The 14,738-nt window shown below is 61.5% G+C and carries 12 protein-coding genes; 4 read left to right on the top strand and 8 right to left on the bottom strand.

What is annotated here, in order from left to right; translation table 11 throughout:
• Positions 1-44: 44 nt before the first annotated feature.
• On the bottom strand, positions 45-1,334 hold the full coding sequence (locus tag JOE32_RS17090) for an autotransporter outer membrane beta-barrel domain-containing protein (protein WP_245229051.1): 1,290 nt from the start codon (positions 1,332-1,334) through the stop codon (positions 45-47).
• A gap of 278 nt (positions 1,335-1,612) precedes the next feature.
• On the opposite strand from JOE32_RS17090, the gene JOE32_RS17085 reads away from it, so the two are divergent.
• Positions 1,613-2,947 carry a HipA domain-containing protein gene (locus JOE32_RS17085; protein ID WP_209986560.1) on the top strand — a complete coding sequence of 445 codons (1,335 nt, stop codon included), beginning with the start codon at positions 1,613-1,615 and terminating at the stop codon, positions 2,945-2,947.
• Positions 2,944-3,219 carry a helix-turn-helix transcriptional regulator gene (locus tag JOE32_RS17080; RefSeq protein WP_209986558.1) on the top strand — a complete coding sequence of 92 codons (276 nt, stop codon included), beginning with the start codon at positions 2,944-2,946 and terminating at the stop codon, positions 3,217-3,219. The genes JOE32_RS17085 and JOE32_RS17080 overlap by 4 nt, the downstream gene beginning before the upstream one ends.
• Before the next feature lie 6 nt (positions 3,220-3,225).
• Here JOE32_RS17080 and JOE32_RS17075 read toward each other — a convergent pair whose 3' ends face one another.
• Both JOE32_RS17075 and JOE32_RS17070 read right to left on the bottom strand, forming a co-directional pair.
• Positions 3,226-3,996 carry an amino acid ABC transporter permease gene (locus tag JOE32_RS17075; protein WP_209986554.1) on the bottom strand — a complete coding sequence of 257 codons (771 nt, stop codon included), beginning with the start codon at positions 3,994-3,996 and terminating at the stop codon, positions 3,226-3,228.
• Positions 3,993-4,814, bottom strand: coding sequence for an ABC transporter substrate-binding protein (locus JOE32_RS17070; RefSeq protein WP_057006298.1), 822 nt, complete (start codon positions 4,812-4,814; stop codon positions 3,993-3,995). The genes JOE32_RS17075 and JOE32_RS17070 overlap by 4 nt, the downstream gene beginning before the upstream one ends.
• Before the next feature lie 114 nt (positions 4,815-4,928).
• Between JOE32_RS17070 and JOE32_RS17065 the strand changes: the two genes are divergently transcribed.
• Complete coding sequence (locus tag JOE32_RS17065; protein WP_209986552.1) at positions 4,929-5,831, top strand: homocysteine S-methyltransferase family protein; 903 nt, start codon at positions 4,929-4,931, stop codon at positions 5,829-5,831.
• A gap of 321 nt (positions 5,832-6,152) precedes the next feature.
• Here JOE32_RS17065 and JOE32_RS17060 read toward each other — a convergent pair whose 3' ends face one another.
• Genes JOE32_RS17060 through JOE32_RS17050 form a run of 3 tightly spaced genes read right to left on the bottom strand, consistent with a single transcriptional unit; the run spans position 6,153 to position 7,916 of the window.
• The gene (locus JOE32_RS17060; RefSeq protein ID WP_209986549.1) at positions 6,153-6,824 is read right to left on the bottom strand and encodes a GNAT family protein; all 672 of its coding nucleotides are present in this window, start codon (positions 6,822-6,824) and stop codon (positions 6,153-6,155) included.
• 10 nt (positions 6,825-6,834) lie between these two features.
• Positions 6,835-7,281 (bottom strand): GNAT family N-acetyltransferase, encoded by a 447-nt coding sequence (locus JOE32_RS17055; RefSeq protein WP_209986547.1) that lies wholly within the window; start codon positions 7,279-7,281, stop codon positions 6,835-6,837.
• On the bottom strand, positions 7,278-7,916 hold the full coding sequence (locus JOE32_RS17050) for an FMN-binding negative transcriptional regulator (RefSeq protein WP_209986543.1): 639 nt from the start codon (positions 7,914-7,916) through the stop codon (positions 7,278-7,280). Before JOE32_RS17050 ends, JOE32_RS17055 begins: the two co-directional genes overlap by 4 nt.
• Before the next feature lie 90 nt (positions 7,917-8,006).
• Here JOE32_RS17050 and JOE32_RS17045 point away from each other — a divergent pair, with 90 nt between their 5' ends.
• On the top strand, positions 8,007-9,557 hold the full coding sequence (locus JOE32_RS17045; RefSeq protein ID WP_209986540.1) for a PLP-dependent aminotransferase family protein: 1,551 nt from the start codon (positions 8,007-8,009) through the stop codon (positions 9,555-9,557).
• On the opposite strand, the gene JOE32_RS25045 is transcribed toward JOE32_RS17045, so the two are convergent.
• Both JOE32_RS25045 and JOE32_RS17035 read right to left on the bottom strand, forming a co-directional pair.
• A complete protein-coding gene (locus tag JOE32_RS25045) occupies positions 9,519-10,028 on the bottom strand; it encodes a hypothetical protein (RefSeq protein WP_245229048.1) in 510 nt (169 codons plus the stop codon). The two genes, JOE32_RS17045 and JOE32_RS25045, sit on opposite strands and share 39 nt — an antisense overlap.
• A 50-nt stretch (positions 10,029-10,078) precedes the next feature.
• Positions 10,079-14,650 carry a DUF6543 domain-containing protein gene (locus JOE32_RS17035; RefSeq protein WP_209986538.1) on the bottom strand — a complete coding sequence of 1,524 codons (4,572 nt, stop codon included), beginning with the start codon at positions 14,648-14,650 and terminating at the stop codon, positions 10,079-10,081.
• Positions 14,651-14,738 lie beyond the last annotated feature (88 nt).

Here is a 14,738-nt window from a genome sequence, read left to right as displayed (position 1 = left end):
AGGTGCTCCCCTTTTTTTTGCCTGTAATTTGGCGGCCGCGGCGCTTAAAAACTCATCATCCACTGCCCCATCAGGCCCTGGTTGCGGCTGTGGGTACCGGCCTGGCCGCTGTAGCTGAGGCCGACGGTGTGTTGCGCGGACAGCGCAAGGTCGAGGCCGGCTTGCAATTCCAGGCTGTCGCGGTCGAGTGAGGTGCCGGTGATGGTGAAATCGTCAATCAGCCCCGGGGTGTGGCGATAGGACTGACGCACCTGGCTGTCGACCGCGCCGTAGAGGTGTTTCCAGCGGGTGCTGAGGTGGGGAGTGAGGCTGACCTGGTGATCGAACCGATACTCCGTCGCCAGACGCAGGCCAACGGTGCTGTTCAGGTTTTGCTGGGTTTGCGAGCCGACGTTCAGCGCGGCCAGCCCGCCGCGCTCCTTGAAGCTGTCGCGATGATAGCGCTGGTAGCCCAGCCCGATGAACGGCTCGGCGCTGACATCCGCGCTGCCCAACCGGTAGCCCAGCTCAGAGAAGAGGGTTTGGCTCTGGGCGTCGTAGCTCCCCTTGAGTTGTTCCTCATAGTCGAGCAGTTGAATGCGGCGCTTGTTGGTGCCGGCATGGCGGCTGTAGATGCCTCCCAGGCGCAGCGCCAAGGGCCCGTCCTGCCGGACTGCGTAGCCACCCAGGTGCCAACTGTCGAGGTCGGCGTCGAAGCGCTGGGCATCGAAGCGGCTGCTGGTCTTTGCGCCCATCACACCCACGCGCCAGGCCTGGTCCAGGGCCCAGTCGGCGCCCAGCATCAAGCCTTGGGTGTCGGTGCTTACGCCGGCGCTGCCGCCTTGCCTGGCCAGGCGACCTTCGTTGCGCACGCCTTTGGTCCAGAAGTGGCCCTCATCGGTGTCGGGCAATGCCTGCAGGGTTGAAAGCAGCTGGGTGCCAAGCTGCTGCGTAGTGTTTTGAGTGGCGGCGGCGAGGTTGGCGTTCTGACTGCCGGCCAGTTGTTCAAGGGCGGCACCCATTCCTCCGGGGTCCCGGGTGAGGGCGTCAGCGATTTTTTCCAGTTCTTCTTCCTCCTCCGATGTCAGTTCGGCGTCCATCAGCTTGGTGAGCGCGGGATCGAGCACGGCAGCGAGCTGCAAACCGTTGTAAGAGGTGGCCTTCTGGATCAGATAACCGTCCACCAGCGGCGTGTCGACCTCAGGCACTTCATACCACTCGGCATCCTCTGTGTCGTCGGGTTGCGAGTGGTGGTGCAAGTAGTCGAACTCACCTTGTGCATAGGCGGGTGAAAGGCCGACCGTGCTCATCGCGAGGGCCATGACCAGGGCAAATCTGTGGGGTGTATGAAGCATGTAATCCCAACCTCTGATAAATGAGGCCGGGAATTTAGCGAGATGGGCTGGTTATAAATGTCAGGCTGGCGACTGCTGTTTTGCGGGAGTTGTCCCTACTTGGCGGCGATTAAAAACACTTCAAGCCCTAGATGCTCGTTTACATTAAATTGCGTTTTTTACGAGCTTTTGCAAAAAAAGTGCATTTTAATGCGTAAATATGGCCGCTATCTACTCTATAAATGCACTATATTGCAGTGACGCTGTGTAATTTGCCAGGCAGGTGCACCAAATTGCAGATGGAAAACACTTACCTTTTAATGTTGCAGATTTTCACCGACGGTCATTGGCGTGACGCTATGGTCCTCGAGTTCTCTGAGCCTCAAAAGGGGCTGGAGGGGGCCTGCAGGTTTCACTACCGACAGGATTATCTCGTCGACAACATTGAGGCCATCCAACAACCTTTTTCCAGGTCCGTCAGCGCTCGGTTTCCACTGACCTGGGATGTTGCGGGGCTTTCATCAGCGCCCGCCTTTTTGCACGATATCGTCCCATCCGGTGCCGCCAGACGTTCCTTGATGAAACGCATAGGCCACGAAAAACCGCAGGACTTGAATGCCGATCTGTTTCTACTGTGGCGCAGCACACCGGCACCCATCGGCAACATGCGTATCAAGGAATCGGTGCAAGCGCTGGACGGCGAAGTGCCAGTTGGTTTTCCCCGGCATGAGGTGGTCGCTCGCGATAACAGCTTTTTAGAATATGCCTATGAGCAGGGTGCAGCGATCGGCGGTGCTACCGGAGCAGGCGGCGAGGCGCCGAAACTGTTGATGACCCAAGGCAGGGACGGCTTGCTGTATCCAGATGCTGTGCTGAATGACGATGAAGTGACTCAACACTGGTTCATCAAGTTCGCTCGCAACCAGGCTACACAGCATGACCAGGTCATCCTTAGAAGCGAATATCACTACTACAAAGCGCTTCAGGCACTTGGCATAAACACCGTCGCTGCCGATGGCCTGGCACTGGAAGAGGCCACCAAACCCAGCCTGTGGATGCATCGTTTTGACCGCAGAGTCGGAAAAAACGGCGTGGAACGCCTGGCTGTCGAATCGATTTACTCCCTGGCGGGCGTGACCACGCCAGGCAGCTATATGGATCACCTGGAAGTCATCAATCTGCTGGTTGAGCAATGGCGCGCTGTGGGCCAGCACTCTCAGATAGCTGAGCTGGTTGCCGAGTATCTACGTCGGGACTTGCTCAATAAAGTGCTGGGTAACTCGGATAACCACGGGCGAAATACCTCAATTATCCGTGAACGCGACGCCCTTCGCCTGGCACCCATTTATGACCTGGCGCCCATGGTGATGGATGACGAGGGCGTCACCCGAACGACCAAGTGGCCCAAACCCCTGGAAGTGGCGGGCGACATCAATTGGCGGGGTGTCTGCGATGCGCTGGGCGACATTCTCGATCCCGAACTGGCGTTTGAACGACTGCGCCAGGACGCCGAACAGTTGCGTGCGTTACCGGACATGCTCGCGGCTGGAGGACTGCCTGCCGTGACCTTGAATCACCCCAGTATCCCACTGGGCAAACTGGACCTGCGGCTCAAGCAGTGGGGGCTCAGATGACGACCAGCATGGATGCCCGTGCCTTGTTGCTGCAAAGCATTGAACAAGGCCTTGCCGACGGTTCACTGCAGATAGGCGAAGCCGTACGCCGCCTGCGCACTGAGGTCACCGGGCTGCACCAGAACCAGTTTGCCAAGATGTGCAAAATCTCGGTGCGCACCCTGGTGCATATCGAGCATGGCGAGGGCAATCAGACCCTCAAATCGCTGAACGCGGTGTTTCGCCCCTTCGGTATGCAGATGGGCGTAGTCAGGATACGCCGCAACTACTGAAGCGCTTCAACCGCGCCGCATATACCCCTTGCCGAAGTGCCGCTCCATGCGCGCCTGGATCAACTCCAGTGCCAGGGACATCACCCAGTAGATGATCGCCGCAGTGGTGAGCATCTCGATGTAGCGATAGCTGGAGCGGCCGTAGGACTGCGCGAGGAACATCACTTCCCACACCCCCATCACCGAGATCAGCGACGAGTCCTTGAGCATCGAGATGAACTGGTTGGTCGCCGGCGGGATGATGGTGCGCATGGCCTGGGGCAGGGTGACGTGCCAGAAAATCGCACTGTCGCGCATGCCCAGGGCCAGTGCGGCCTCGCGTTGTCCGTGGGGCACGCCGAGGATGCCGGCGCGGAAAATCTCGCTCAGGTAGGCGCCATAGTTGAGCGACAGCGCAATGATCCCGGCAACGATGGCGCCCGGCACCAGGCCCAGTTGCGGCAGACCCAGGTAGATCAGCAAAATCTGGATCAGCAGCGGCGTGCCGCGAAAGAACGACGCGTAGAAACTGGCGATGCCAAACGCCACCGCGCTTTTCGACAGGCGCCCCAGGGCCGTGACGAAACCCAGCACCGACGATGCCAGCATTGAGCACAGGCACAGGAAAAGCGTGAGTGCGGCGCCTTGCAGGAACCCGTTGGGCGCCAGATGCAGGCCGATCAGGTTGGGCAGCTTGTCGAGGATGATCGAAAACTTCAGGTCGAAGCTCAGGAAAAAACTCGCAAACAGGACGAACAGCGCTGCCCAGGTCAGGTAAAGCCGTGTGCGAAAACTCATTGGCTGATGTCGGCGCCGATCCATTTTTGCGACAGCTTGCTCAAGGTGCCGTCCTGTTTGAGCTGGGCGAAGACCTCACGCACCTTGCTGTCCCACTGCGGGTCGCCTTTCTCGATGGCCACCGAGTTGGGCTCCGAATACAACGGCGCGCCGGCCAGTTTGAAGCGTTTGTCCTGGCTCAGGCGCGGCTGTGCAGTGACCAGGTTGGTGAGGATCGCATCCAGGCGCACACCGGCGCCCAGGCCCAGGTCCTGGAAGGCCACGTTGTCGGTATCGTACGGTGCGATCTGCACGTCTTCGAACGGGTATTGCAGCTGCGTGTCTTCGGCGCCTTCGATCACCAGGTTCTTGTTCAGGTAGCTTTCGTAGCTGGAGGCGCTGGTGAGGCCGACTTTCTTGCCGCTCAGGTCCTTGGCCTCGTGGATGCGGTCATCTTTGGCATTGACCACGATCACCGCAGGCGATGCGTAGTACTCCACCGGGAAGTCGAACACCTCGGCGCGTGCCTTGCTCGGGGTCATGGAGCAGATGCAAATGTCATAGCGACCGCTCCAGCGGCCGGCGGCGATCACGTCCCACGAGGGGGTTTCCAGACGTAGTTTCACGCCCAATTTCTGCGCCACGGCCTTGGCCACATCCACGTCGAAACCGTCGAGCTGATTCTGGTCATTGAGGAACGAAAACGGCGGGTAGCTTTCCATCAGCACGCCGACCAGTTCCTTCTTTTGCTCGATGCGGTCCAGTGTGGCGCCGCCAAAGGCTTGGGTGGAGGCAGCCAGCAGTGTCAGGCCCAGGGCCAGCAGCGGTTTGATTTTCAAAATTGAACACCTGAATAAAAAAGAGGTTGTTATTAATCGGATGGTACGCATTAAATAGTTATAAGAACGACTCTCATAGTGAGTTATTTTCATAAGCATATGAGTAAAAAGCATATGGGCGCAGCAAGCACAGTAATTCTCGACGGCGGCATGGGCCGCGAACTGCAACGCCGTGGCGCGCCGTTTCGCCAGCCGGAGTGGTCGGCACTGGCCTTGAGCGAGGCGCCGCAAGCGGTAGAGGCGGTGCACGCGGCGTATATCGACAGCGGCGCCAACGTGATTACCAGCAACAGCTACGCAGTGGTGCCGTTTCATATCGGTGAAGCGCGGTTTGCCGAGGAAGGCCAGGCACTGGCTTCCCTCGCCGGAGAACTGGCACGGCGGGCGGTGGACGCTTCGGGCAAGGCTGTGCGCGTGGCGGGCTCGCTGCCGCCGCTGTTCGGGTCTTACCGCCCGGATCTGTTCCAGGCCGAGCGTGTGAACGCACTGCTGAGCCCGTTGGTGCGGGGTCTGGCGCCCCATGTGGATCTTTGGCTGGCGGAAACCCAGAGTTCGATCGTCGAGGCGCGGGCGATTCATGCCGGTTTGCCGCAGGACGGCAAGCCGTTCTGGCTGTCGTTTACCTTGAAGGATGAAGACACCGACGACGTCCCGCGCCTGCGCTCCGGCGAGCCGGTGACGGAGGCGGCCGAAGCGGCGGCGCAGTTGGGCGTGCAGGTGCTGCTGTTCAACTGCAGCCAACCGGAAGTGATCGGCGCAGCGATTGATGCCGCCCGGCACACCTTCGAGCGCCTGGGGGTGGCGATCCAGATCGGCGCCTACGCCAATGCTTTCCCGCCGCAACCCAAGGAAGCCACGGCCAATGACGGCCTGGACCCGTTGCGCGACGACCTCGACCCACCGGGCTACCAGCACTGGGCCGCCGATTGGCAGGCGCGGGGCGCGAGCCACCTGGGCGGCTGCTGCGGGATTGGGCCGGAGCATATTGCGGTGTTGGCCGAGCAACTGAATCGCTGATTCACCACAGGCTGAAAATCCAGGAGGCTGCGTGACGAGCGGGCTAATTTTTGTGGCGAGCGGGCTTGCCCTAATGCCGTTCAGTTAAGCGCAGATTCCCTGTGGCGAGCAGGCTTGTCCTGCGTTGGGCTGCGCAGCAGCCCCAAAACCAGACGCTGAGCCGTATCAGGTACACCGCGTTTTGCTTGATTGGGAGCGCTTCGCACCCAACGCGGGGCAAGCCCGCTCGCCACAGGCGTGTGGCTGCCTGAAACTCCAGGCTAAAATCGACACGTTATTTTGTGTCTAACAAGAGGGCGCAGGCCCCCTCCCGTGTTGTGTTCAGGCACGGCACTCTGCCAGGGTTTTCAGTTGGCTGGCGCCTGACTGGTTGGCCTCTGACAACCACGCTTCAAATCCTGCACCCACCGTCGGCCACTCCGAGTCGATGATCGAATACCACGCTGTATCGCGGTTGTGGCCCTTGATCACGGAGTGCTGGCGGAACACCCCCTCAAAACTGAATCCCAACCGTTCGGCTGCGTAGCGGGAGCGGTCGTTGGCGTTGTTGCATTTCCATTCCAGCCGGCGATAGCCCAGGTCGAACGCGTGCCTGGCGAGCAGGTACACCGCCTCGGTGCTTTTGGGCGAGCGTTGCATCGGTGCGCCAAAGGTGACGTGGCCGATTTCGATGCGCCCGTGTTCGGGCACGATGGACATCAGGCTGAGGATGCCTTGGGCGCGGCCGCTCGCGCGGTCGATCACAGTGAAAAAATACGGGTCGCTGTGCGCGGCATGATTGTCCAGCCAGGCGTTGAAGGCGCCGCGCTCGGGGAACGGGCCGTAGGGCAAGTAATCCCACAGCCTGGGGTCGGCGCCGGGGCCTTGCAGCGCGTCGAACAGGTCGTCGCCATGCTGCGCCGGGTCGAGTTTTTCCAGGTGGATGAAACGCCCTTCGAGTCGTTGCACGGCAGGCGCCGGGACGCCTTTCCAGTCGGGGAGGGAAGTGGACATGCGGCGCTCCTTAAAGGGCTTGGCGAAATTGGATGAGGCCTGGGCGTTCGGCGATACGTTCGTAGAGTTGGATCGCCGTGGCATTGGTCTCATGGGTCAACCAGTGCACCTTGGCACAGCCGTCGGCCCTGGCGGTGGCATACACGAACTCGATCAGCTTGCGACCCACGCCGGTGCCGCGTTGGGACGGCGCCACCAGCAGGTCCTGCAGGTAGCAGGCATTTTCGATGCTCCAGTTGGACCGATGGTAGATGAAGTTGACCATGCCCACGGCCTCGTCATCCTGCCAGGCCAACGCTGAATGAGTCGGTTCGCCGGGGTCGATCAGGCGTTGCCAGGTGCTGTGACTGACGGCCTGCGGCAGCTCGGTGTTGTAGAACTTCAGATACGCCTGCCATAGCGGCAGCCAGGCGTCGTGGTCGGCGGCAGTGACGAGGCGGATATCGATCGGGCTCATTCTGAGACTCCCTGGGGAATAAGACGGGACACGGCCTGGTCACGCACTTCGTCGCTGGCCGCCAGGCCCTCGCGTACGCCAGCGATGTCGGCCGGGCTGCGGTTTTGGCTGAGTTTGCGTTTGCCGATCAGGCGTTCGATGGGCAGCGCGAAGCCGACGATGGCCTTGAGCATGCCGTCAATATAGTCGGCCGGCGCGTCGCTGACTTGCCATGGCTGCTCACGCCGGGCCTCGTGGCGATCAGTCAAGGCCGTGACCACATTGAGCAGGCGCGCCGCATCGCTGAACACCTCGGCTCTGCCGTAAGCGTGCACCGCCAGGTAGTTCCAGGTCGGTACTACTTTGCCGTGCTCGGCCTTGGCCGGATAGAGCGACGGACTGATATAGGCCTCTGCACCGGCAAAAATCACTAGAGCCTCGGCGCCATTTTGCAGGTCGCGCCACTGTGGATTGGCCCTGGCCAAATGCCCGTAGAGCGTGCCATTGGGGCTCTCATCGGCGTTGAGCAGCAGCGGCAGGTGGCTGGCCAGCAGACCTTGCTCACCGAACGTCACCAACTGGGCCAGGCGGGTTTGGCGGATCCATTGCTGGAGTTCGGGCAGATCATCGACGGCGAAGGCGCGGGGTGTGTACATGGAAGTTTTCCTTGGCGAATGCCTGCATCCTAGGCAGGCTAATGGTTCGTTGTAAGAGCCATCTCCGGCCCATTTGATAGGTCCAATGCCATGCCCGCCATCGAGCCGCCCCTGTCGTTCAACCCCATCGGTATCGAACTGGACCGTCGCCAGGGCCTGACGCGCCAGTTGTATCAGGCCCTGCGCCAGCGAGTGCTGGATGGACGCCTGGTCAGCGGCACGCGGCTGCCGGCCAGTCGCGACCTGGCGGCAGTGTTCGGGATTTCCCGCAACAGCGTGGTGCGCGCTTACGACCAGTTGTATGCCGAAGGCTTCATCGAAACGCGGGTCGGAGACGGCACCTACGTGGCCCGGTTACCGCGTGCAGCCACGCCGGCAAAAAAACTATCCACAAAACTGTCCACAGGCTTATCAACAGGCTTACCCACAGCTTTATCCACAAATTGTGCAGATTCAGCGTCTGCTGCCTGCGCGCAAGTTATCCACAGCAGCGCATTGGAACGCGTGCAAAACCACCCTCTGGCACACCCGCCCGGTGGCCCGCCACGTGCGTTTCGCGTGGGTGTGCCGGCATTCGATCTGTTTCCTTTTGAAGTGTGGGCCAAGCTGAGCGCGGCTTTCTGGCGCAGGCCGGACCTGCAACAGCTCTGCTATGGCGATCCGGCAGGGGATTTGCGTTTACGCGGCTTGATCGCCGCCTACCTGCGCAGCGCCCGTGGCTTGCACTGCACGGCTGAGCAAATAGTGATCACCAATGGCGCGCAGCAGGCCATCAGCCTTTGTGCACAGCTGCTGGTGGAGCCGGGTGCCTCGGTTGCCATCGAAAATCCGGGGTACCAGGCCGCCGCCCGTGCGTTTGCCGTGGCCGGTGGCCGATTGCACGGCGTGGCGGTGGACAGCGAAGGTATCGACTGTGGTGCGCTCAATGCCCTTGAGCATTGCCGCCTGGTCTATGTCACCCCGGCCCATCAATATCCGCTGGGCGTGGTGATGAGTCTGGCGCGACGCCTGGAACTGCTGGCCTGGGCCGAGCGTACCGGCGGTTGGGTGATCGAGGACGACTACGATGGCGAATACCGCTACAGCGGCGCACCCCTGGCGCCGTTGGCGGCGTTGGACCGCAGCGGGCGTGTGCTCTATGTCGGCACCTTCGGCAAGGTGGCCTTCCCGGCATTGCGTCTGGGCTACCTGGTGCTGCCGCCGGGTCTGGTGCAAGCGTTCTCCCGACGCCGTGCCGTCGACATGCGTCACTCGGAGGTCAGCACCCAAGTGGTGATGGCCGAGTTCATGGCGGCAGGGCATTTCCAGCGGCACATCCGGCGCATGCGCCGCGCCGCACTCAGCCGCCGTGATGCGCTGCTCAGCGGCTGGCCGGGCCCATTGCCAGGCGTGAGCTGCCTGCCCACGGTCGCCGCCGGCCTGCACCTGAGCGTGCGGGTGGACAGCGTCGCCCGTGAACAGCAATTGCTGACGCAGGCCGAGGCGGTTGGGGTTGAGATCACCGGCCTGAGCAAATACTGGTTACCGGATTCCAGCACCCCGTCCGACCAACGCGCCGGGCTGGTGCTTGGATTTGCCGCGGTGCCCCCGGCGCAGATCGCGCTAGCCCTGGCGCGTCTGCGCCAGGCATGGGGTGGCTAAATCACCGTAGGAGCGAGCTTGCTCGCGAAGAACGTTAACGATAACGCGTGCATCCCGATTCAATGCGTTGCCTTGAAGGCTTTCGCGAGCGCCCCCGCTCCTGCAACGGGTGGGGTAAAAAACAGTGATCGGGCTGCGTATGTTATCGATCTTCGACGGGCTGATCACTGCGCCGGTCGCCTGCGTATTCAGGTTATGCGTGGGCAGCAGGGTGGGTGTTTGAGTGGCGAAAAAGTCGATGCCACCGGCGCCGGTGAGGGTCTCTCCAAATGGCTTCTGGGGAATGAGCTCGCCATTCACCACCGTCCATCTCGGGGTCCTGACGATGGCCAGATTCGGGTCGATATCCAGTGTGGGGTACAGCTCGTGCAGTGCCGTTTTCAAGACGATTGATGCCACTTCACGCAGGGATGGATGGGTGGTCAATTGCGTCAGCAGCGTTTCGCTGTCGGTCAATACGAGGTCGTTCATAAAGGCACTCCTTGGCCTGTTGAAAAAGTAAGCAGTTGGCGTGCGCTTTATCAGTTGAAGAACAGCTGCCGGGCTTGTTCAAAGGTGATTTCACTGCGGTAAAGCGCTAGCCTTTGTGCCTGGCTCGACTCATTGCTCAGGGTATCGGCGGCGGCATCCAGGCGTTGTTCTTCCACGGTTTTCAAGCGCGCCGAGAGGTAGGAGCGCGCCGGAGTCCAACTGGCGCTGTAATGAAAATGCGCGTACCAGAGCACCTGGCGGGTGCCGCGGTCGGTGATGGTGTATTCGTCCAGATAGTCGGGCTGCAGGCGTTTGAGGCGGCGTCGGTTCAGGGTTTTCTTGATGGTGATCGCGTTATGGCGTTTAAGCCATTCCACAGCGGAGGGGGTGGGCGGACGCCGCTTGAACATCGTCAGCACCTGCTCGTTGCTCTGACGATAAAGCTCAGGCACCGCTTCAGTCAGCGCCTTGTTGACCGTACTGGCGGGCAGCGATGCCAAATCGGTGGCATTGCTTTGGGTCAACGCGCGCTTGATGGCACTGTTGGCCTCCCTGAGCCTCTTGGCCTGCTGGTTGTAGGCCCATTCGATACCGAGGGGACTGCGTTCTGGCTGTTGCACAAGGCTCTGCATGCGCTCTCGGAATGTCGGCAGTTCATCGAGCAGTGCCTGGCCGGCGCGGATACTGGTTTGGGCATCGATCAAGGCCGGGCTGACCCGCGTGGGAGTCAGATGCTTGACCCACACACCCGATGTTTTTTCATGGTAGGTGGCGACGACTTTATGGGTGAACGGCGACAGGATGTCCACCATGCCTGTATCGAGGCCGATATCACTCAAGCGCGGCTCGCCGATCAGCATCCCGTCGAAGCGTGTACGAATGAACTTCTTCTTCGGCCGTGGCGGTGTTACGGGCGGGATGGGGCGTTTTCTGAGGGCTTCCCTCTCGGCACTCAGCACAGCAAGCTGTGTGATGGCGCGCTGGTTGAACTCCTTCAGTTGGCGGCGCAGGTTGTCGAACGGTTCAACCTCGATATGCAAGGTGTGCTGCGCGTGGAAATCCTGCAGGCGCTCGTTTATCAGCTCAAATTGCTCAATCAGGCTGCTCAGGGTATCAAAGCGCTCGTCGAGGCGGCCTTCACTGCGTTCGTCCAGAGTGTCGCGCAGGCACTGGATCGCAACTTCGGCGCTGTCGACGATGCTACCCAGGGTCTTCCAGGCATCCGGCAGGGTATGCCGGGTGTCGGCTGACAGGCACAGGTCACGGCCGAGCAGCACCTGCAAGGCCTTGAGGTAGTCGCTTTTGAAGACCGGCAACGAGCCCTTGATCGTGGCGATCAGGCGTATGCCGTCACGTTGCAGTCCGCGCAGCTCGTCAAAGCGTCCCTGCATATAGTCCAGGCGCTGGATCATCTGCCGGTTCAACTCACTCATTTCCTGTGCCTCGGCGATGTAGCGTTGCTGCGGCTCGACATCCTCTCGCTCTATTTGATCAAGCACGCTGCGCAGCCTCGGCGTGAAGCGGGTCATGGCTTCGCGGATATCCTCGCAACTGAGTTCGGTTTGCGCCTTGAGGTAGTTGAGCGCCTTTTGGGCATAATCCGGGGTGGGCGCGTGCACGTTCAGCTCCTTGAGTTTCTGCAGGGCAGTTTCATAGGCGTCGCGCTGGGTGGTGAGGGTTTGCTGGTACGCCTGGCGCCGGGCCTCGGCGGAAGTGGAGGGCGCCTCGTCCATGGCCTGGCGAGCTTGCTGCAGTTCGGTCTGGGCGTTTTTCTTGTCCTTCTCGAACGCACTCAACTGTTGACGCAGTTCCTCGGCGCGTTTTTGCGCCAGCGCCTTGGCTTTGCGGATCTGTGCTTTTGGCCCGCCGCCACGCAGGCGCAGCCGGGTGTCGATAAACCAGGCACCCTGGCGGTTGCCGATCAACGGTGGGCCGGCGCGCTCAGGGGAGGCGGGGTCGACGATCCGCACCGCGTCGCCCTCGTCCACCTGTACCTGGAACCAGCGCTCGCCGACCGGGGCGTAGTAGCCATCGCCATTGGTGTAGAGGTTCAAATACGGGCCTTGGGTACTGATCGGCTCTCCCAGGTCACCGGGCTTGGCGACTTTGAAACTGTCGAGCACCTCACTCAGGCGAGGCTTGGTGCGGTTGATGGCGCCAGCGGCCAGCAACGGTCGGATGGAAACGGCGCTCGGGCTGTCGGCAGAGATATTTGCCAGTTGCTTGATCTGCACAGGCCTGGGCGGTGAGGGCCTGGATGGCGGCGCAGGGCCTTTGGTTGCTGCGCGTCGCTGTGGCGTCGAGCGGGTGACGACGAGCAATGAGATGGCCATGCCGAGGTTGAGCAGCAAGTCACTGAAGGCGGCCCAGGGCGACTGGCGGTGTGCCTGGGCGTCAACCACCGCTTGCAGTTGGTCCATGATTTGCCAGATCCACGCGGCGGCGCCAACGGTGGAGCCCATGAACGGCAAGGCGGCGTTGAAGATCAGCCAGCCGGCGTGCTTGAAGGTTTCCCAGCGTGCCTGAGCGTTGGACACCGACTGGTGTTCGGCCAGGGTCAACAGTGCCGTGGCGTTGGCGGTGTACAGGGTGGCGAAGATATCGCCATCAAGGGCGTGCCCTCCCAGTGCCATGGGCCCACTCAGGATCCACAGTTTGAGCGGTTCGACCAGGAAGTCCGCTACTGCCCAGGGCGATGGCAGCGCGCCGGGGAATACGTAGCGGCTGTAGTCCGCGCGCACGTCGTCGGGTAACCAGGCCAGCACCGATTCACGCAACTGCGACGATTGCTGGATGGCATACAGCGCGTTGGCCGCTGACGGATACTGGATCAGCGGCGGGTCAAGCAGCGGCCGGTAGAGCAGGCAGGGGCCGGCGCCGGGATCCCTGGGCCCGATGATGTACATGTTGGTCACCTTGTCCGGCGCAGCGTCGGTGCGACGTTGCGGCGCAAACGCCAATTCACGGATCACGATGGGTTGCTCGTCCACCAGGCGCTCCGTGGCTTGGGCTTGCATCAGCGTGGCTACATAGCGGTACCCGCGCTCATCGATGCCGTGTTCCCCGCGTATTTTGCATTGCAGGGCCAGCAGCGGCAGTTGCACTTTCAGGTGCTGGTTGTAGAGCATGCGGCGGCGCCTGGATTCATCGGCATCCTGCAACAACAGGCGGTTGATCAGGGCCGGGTAAGTGCTGCCGATATCGGCGCGTTTGACCAGGCTTTCCACATAGTCGACGGTGAGCCAGGCCGGCAGCCCGCCGCCATTGGTGCGCCGTACGGTCTTGTTGCCCAGGGGTACGGCGATCAGGTTTTGCAGGGCCAGCTCCGTGAGGCTGAACACCGTCGTGTCCACCTGCCCTGGCAGGGTAAAGGCGCCCCACACCACCGGACTCTTGACCACGAGTTCGACCTTTTCCAGCAGGTGTTGGCTGGTGTCGGGATGGTCCCTGAGCATATCGGCGTTCAGTTGGTTGAGGGCATAGGCCTGGATCGGCGCGATCCCGTCCAGGTGGGTCCTGCCCTCATTGAGACGATGCAGGGTCGCCAGGTCCTTGAGATGACGCGAGCCGGCATTCAGGTCCGAGATGCTGGCCGACCTCAACCAGTCGGGCAGGGCTTGCTCGTAATGCTGCAGGTCGGCGTCTGCACCGGCCACTGCAGCGCTGGGCGGCACTGCGAGCGGCGCGGCGCTGGCGTGGCCGCCGCGTACATCGGAAAAATCCAGCGCGTCGATGGCTTCGATCTGCACCGCAATCAACGCGCACGCCAGGTAATCGAAATAATTGCCGGCCGGTTCCACCAGTCGCCACTGCATCTTGTCGTGGGCGGTCGACGTATGCAGGGTGGTTGGCAGCGCGGCGCCCAGTTGATCGAAGGACGTGAACCGATCAAAGCCATCGAGCAGCGAGTGGGTGAGAATCACCGTTTTACTGTCCTGGGTGCCGACCAGTACCGTGATCAGGTGTTGGTAGAGGTGTCGAGCCTGGCCCTGCTCATCGATGTCTTCCATTTCTATCAGGTAGGCGCGGGTGGCGTAGGGGGCCTGGGCGCTCCTGGTCGTCAGGTCCGGGGCGCGGAACAGCTGGCGGGCCATGATGCAGTCCGATTCAGCCCAGCCAACGACGCAATCCACGTTCCACATTTGCCGCAGGGTGTTGGCCAGTTGCTGCCAGTGGGGCGTGCTGTTGCCGTCGTCGGCGTTCCAGTACGCAAGTTGCTGGTCCTGGTAGCCACTGATCATCACGGGCGCCAGCACATTGATCAGGCCGGCGATTTCGTCGATGCGCACCGGCAAGTGCACGGGCGGGTCGGCCACGGGTTGGCGGGTGAGGAAGTGTTCGCCTTCGATGTAGAGCGCCGGTACCGCCAGCACCGCCTGCCTGGCCAGTACATTGGTCAGTGCCTGGAACTGTGGCGGGCGGGCCACCACCTGGTCTTCGATGATTTCCCACACGGGGGTGCCGACCAGTGTGTTTTCGGGGTCGATGTCCAGTGTCGGGTAACGCTCGCGCAGTTGCTCGCGCAGCAACACGGCGGCGACGTCTCGAAACGAGGGGCCGACCGACAGTTGCGCCAGCAGCGTGGCGGCGAGGTTGGGGTGTGGGGGAAGCGTTGAAGCCATGGAAAATTCCTGACGAGCCTGAGTATGGAAACTGGGGGGTTTCCATACTAGGAACCGCTCGGTCAGAAAGGGCGGTGATTATGTAAGG

Source organism: Pseudomonas sp. PvP025, from assembly GCF_017832155.1.
Taxonomy (GTDB): domain Bacteria; phylum Pseudomonadota; class Gammaproteobacteria; order Pseudomonadales; family Pseudomonadaceae; genus Aquipseudomonas.
This window is presented reverse-complemented; position numbering and strand designations above follow the sequence as displayed.

Coding starts and splice junctions, on each gene's coding strand:
- JOE32_RS17090 (WP_245229051.1), bottom strand. CDS start 1,334: ATGCTTCATACACCCCACAGATTTGCCCTGGTCATGGCCCTCGCGATG.
- JOE32_RS17085 (WP_209986560.1), top strand. CDS start 1,613: ATGGAAAACACTTACCTTTTAATGTTGCAGATTTTCACCGACGGTCAT.
- JOE32_RS17080 (WP_209986558.1), top strand. CDS start 2,944: ATGACGACCAGCATGGATGCCCGTGCCTTGTTGCTGCAAAGCATTGAA.
- JOE32_RS17075 (WP_209986554.1), bottom strand. CDS start 3,996: ATGAGTTTTCGCACACGGCTTTACCTGACCTGGGCAGCGCTGTTCGTC.
- JOE32_RS17065 (WP_209986552.1), top strand. CDS start 4,929: ATGGGCGCAGCAAGCACAGTAATTCTCGACGGCGGCATGGGCCGCGAA.
- JOE32_RS17060 (WP_209986549.1), bottom strand. CDS start 6,824: ATGTCCACTTCCCTCCCCGACTGGAAAGGCGTCCCGGCGCCTGCCGTG.
- JOE32_RS17055 (WP_209986547.1), bottom strand. CDS start 7,281: ATGAGCCCGATCGATATCCGCCTCGTCACTGCCGCCGACCACGACGCC.
- JOE32_RS17050 (WP_209986543.1), bottom strand. CDS start 7,916: ATGTACACACCCCGCGCCTTCGCCGTCGATGATCTGCCCGAACTCCAG.
- JOE32_RS17045 (WP_209986540.1), top strand. CDS start 8,007: ATGCCCGCCATCGAGCCGCCCCTGTCGTTCAACCCCATCGGTATCGAA.
- JOE32_RS25045 (WP_245229048.1), bottom strand. CDS start 10,028: ATGAACGACCTCGTATTGACCGACAGCGAAACGCTGCTGACGCAATTG.
- JOE32_RS17035 (WP_209986538.1), bottom strand. CDS start 14,650: ATGGCTTCAACGCTTCCCCCACACCCCAACCTCGCCGCCACGCTGCTG.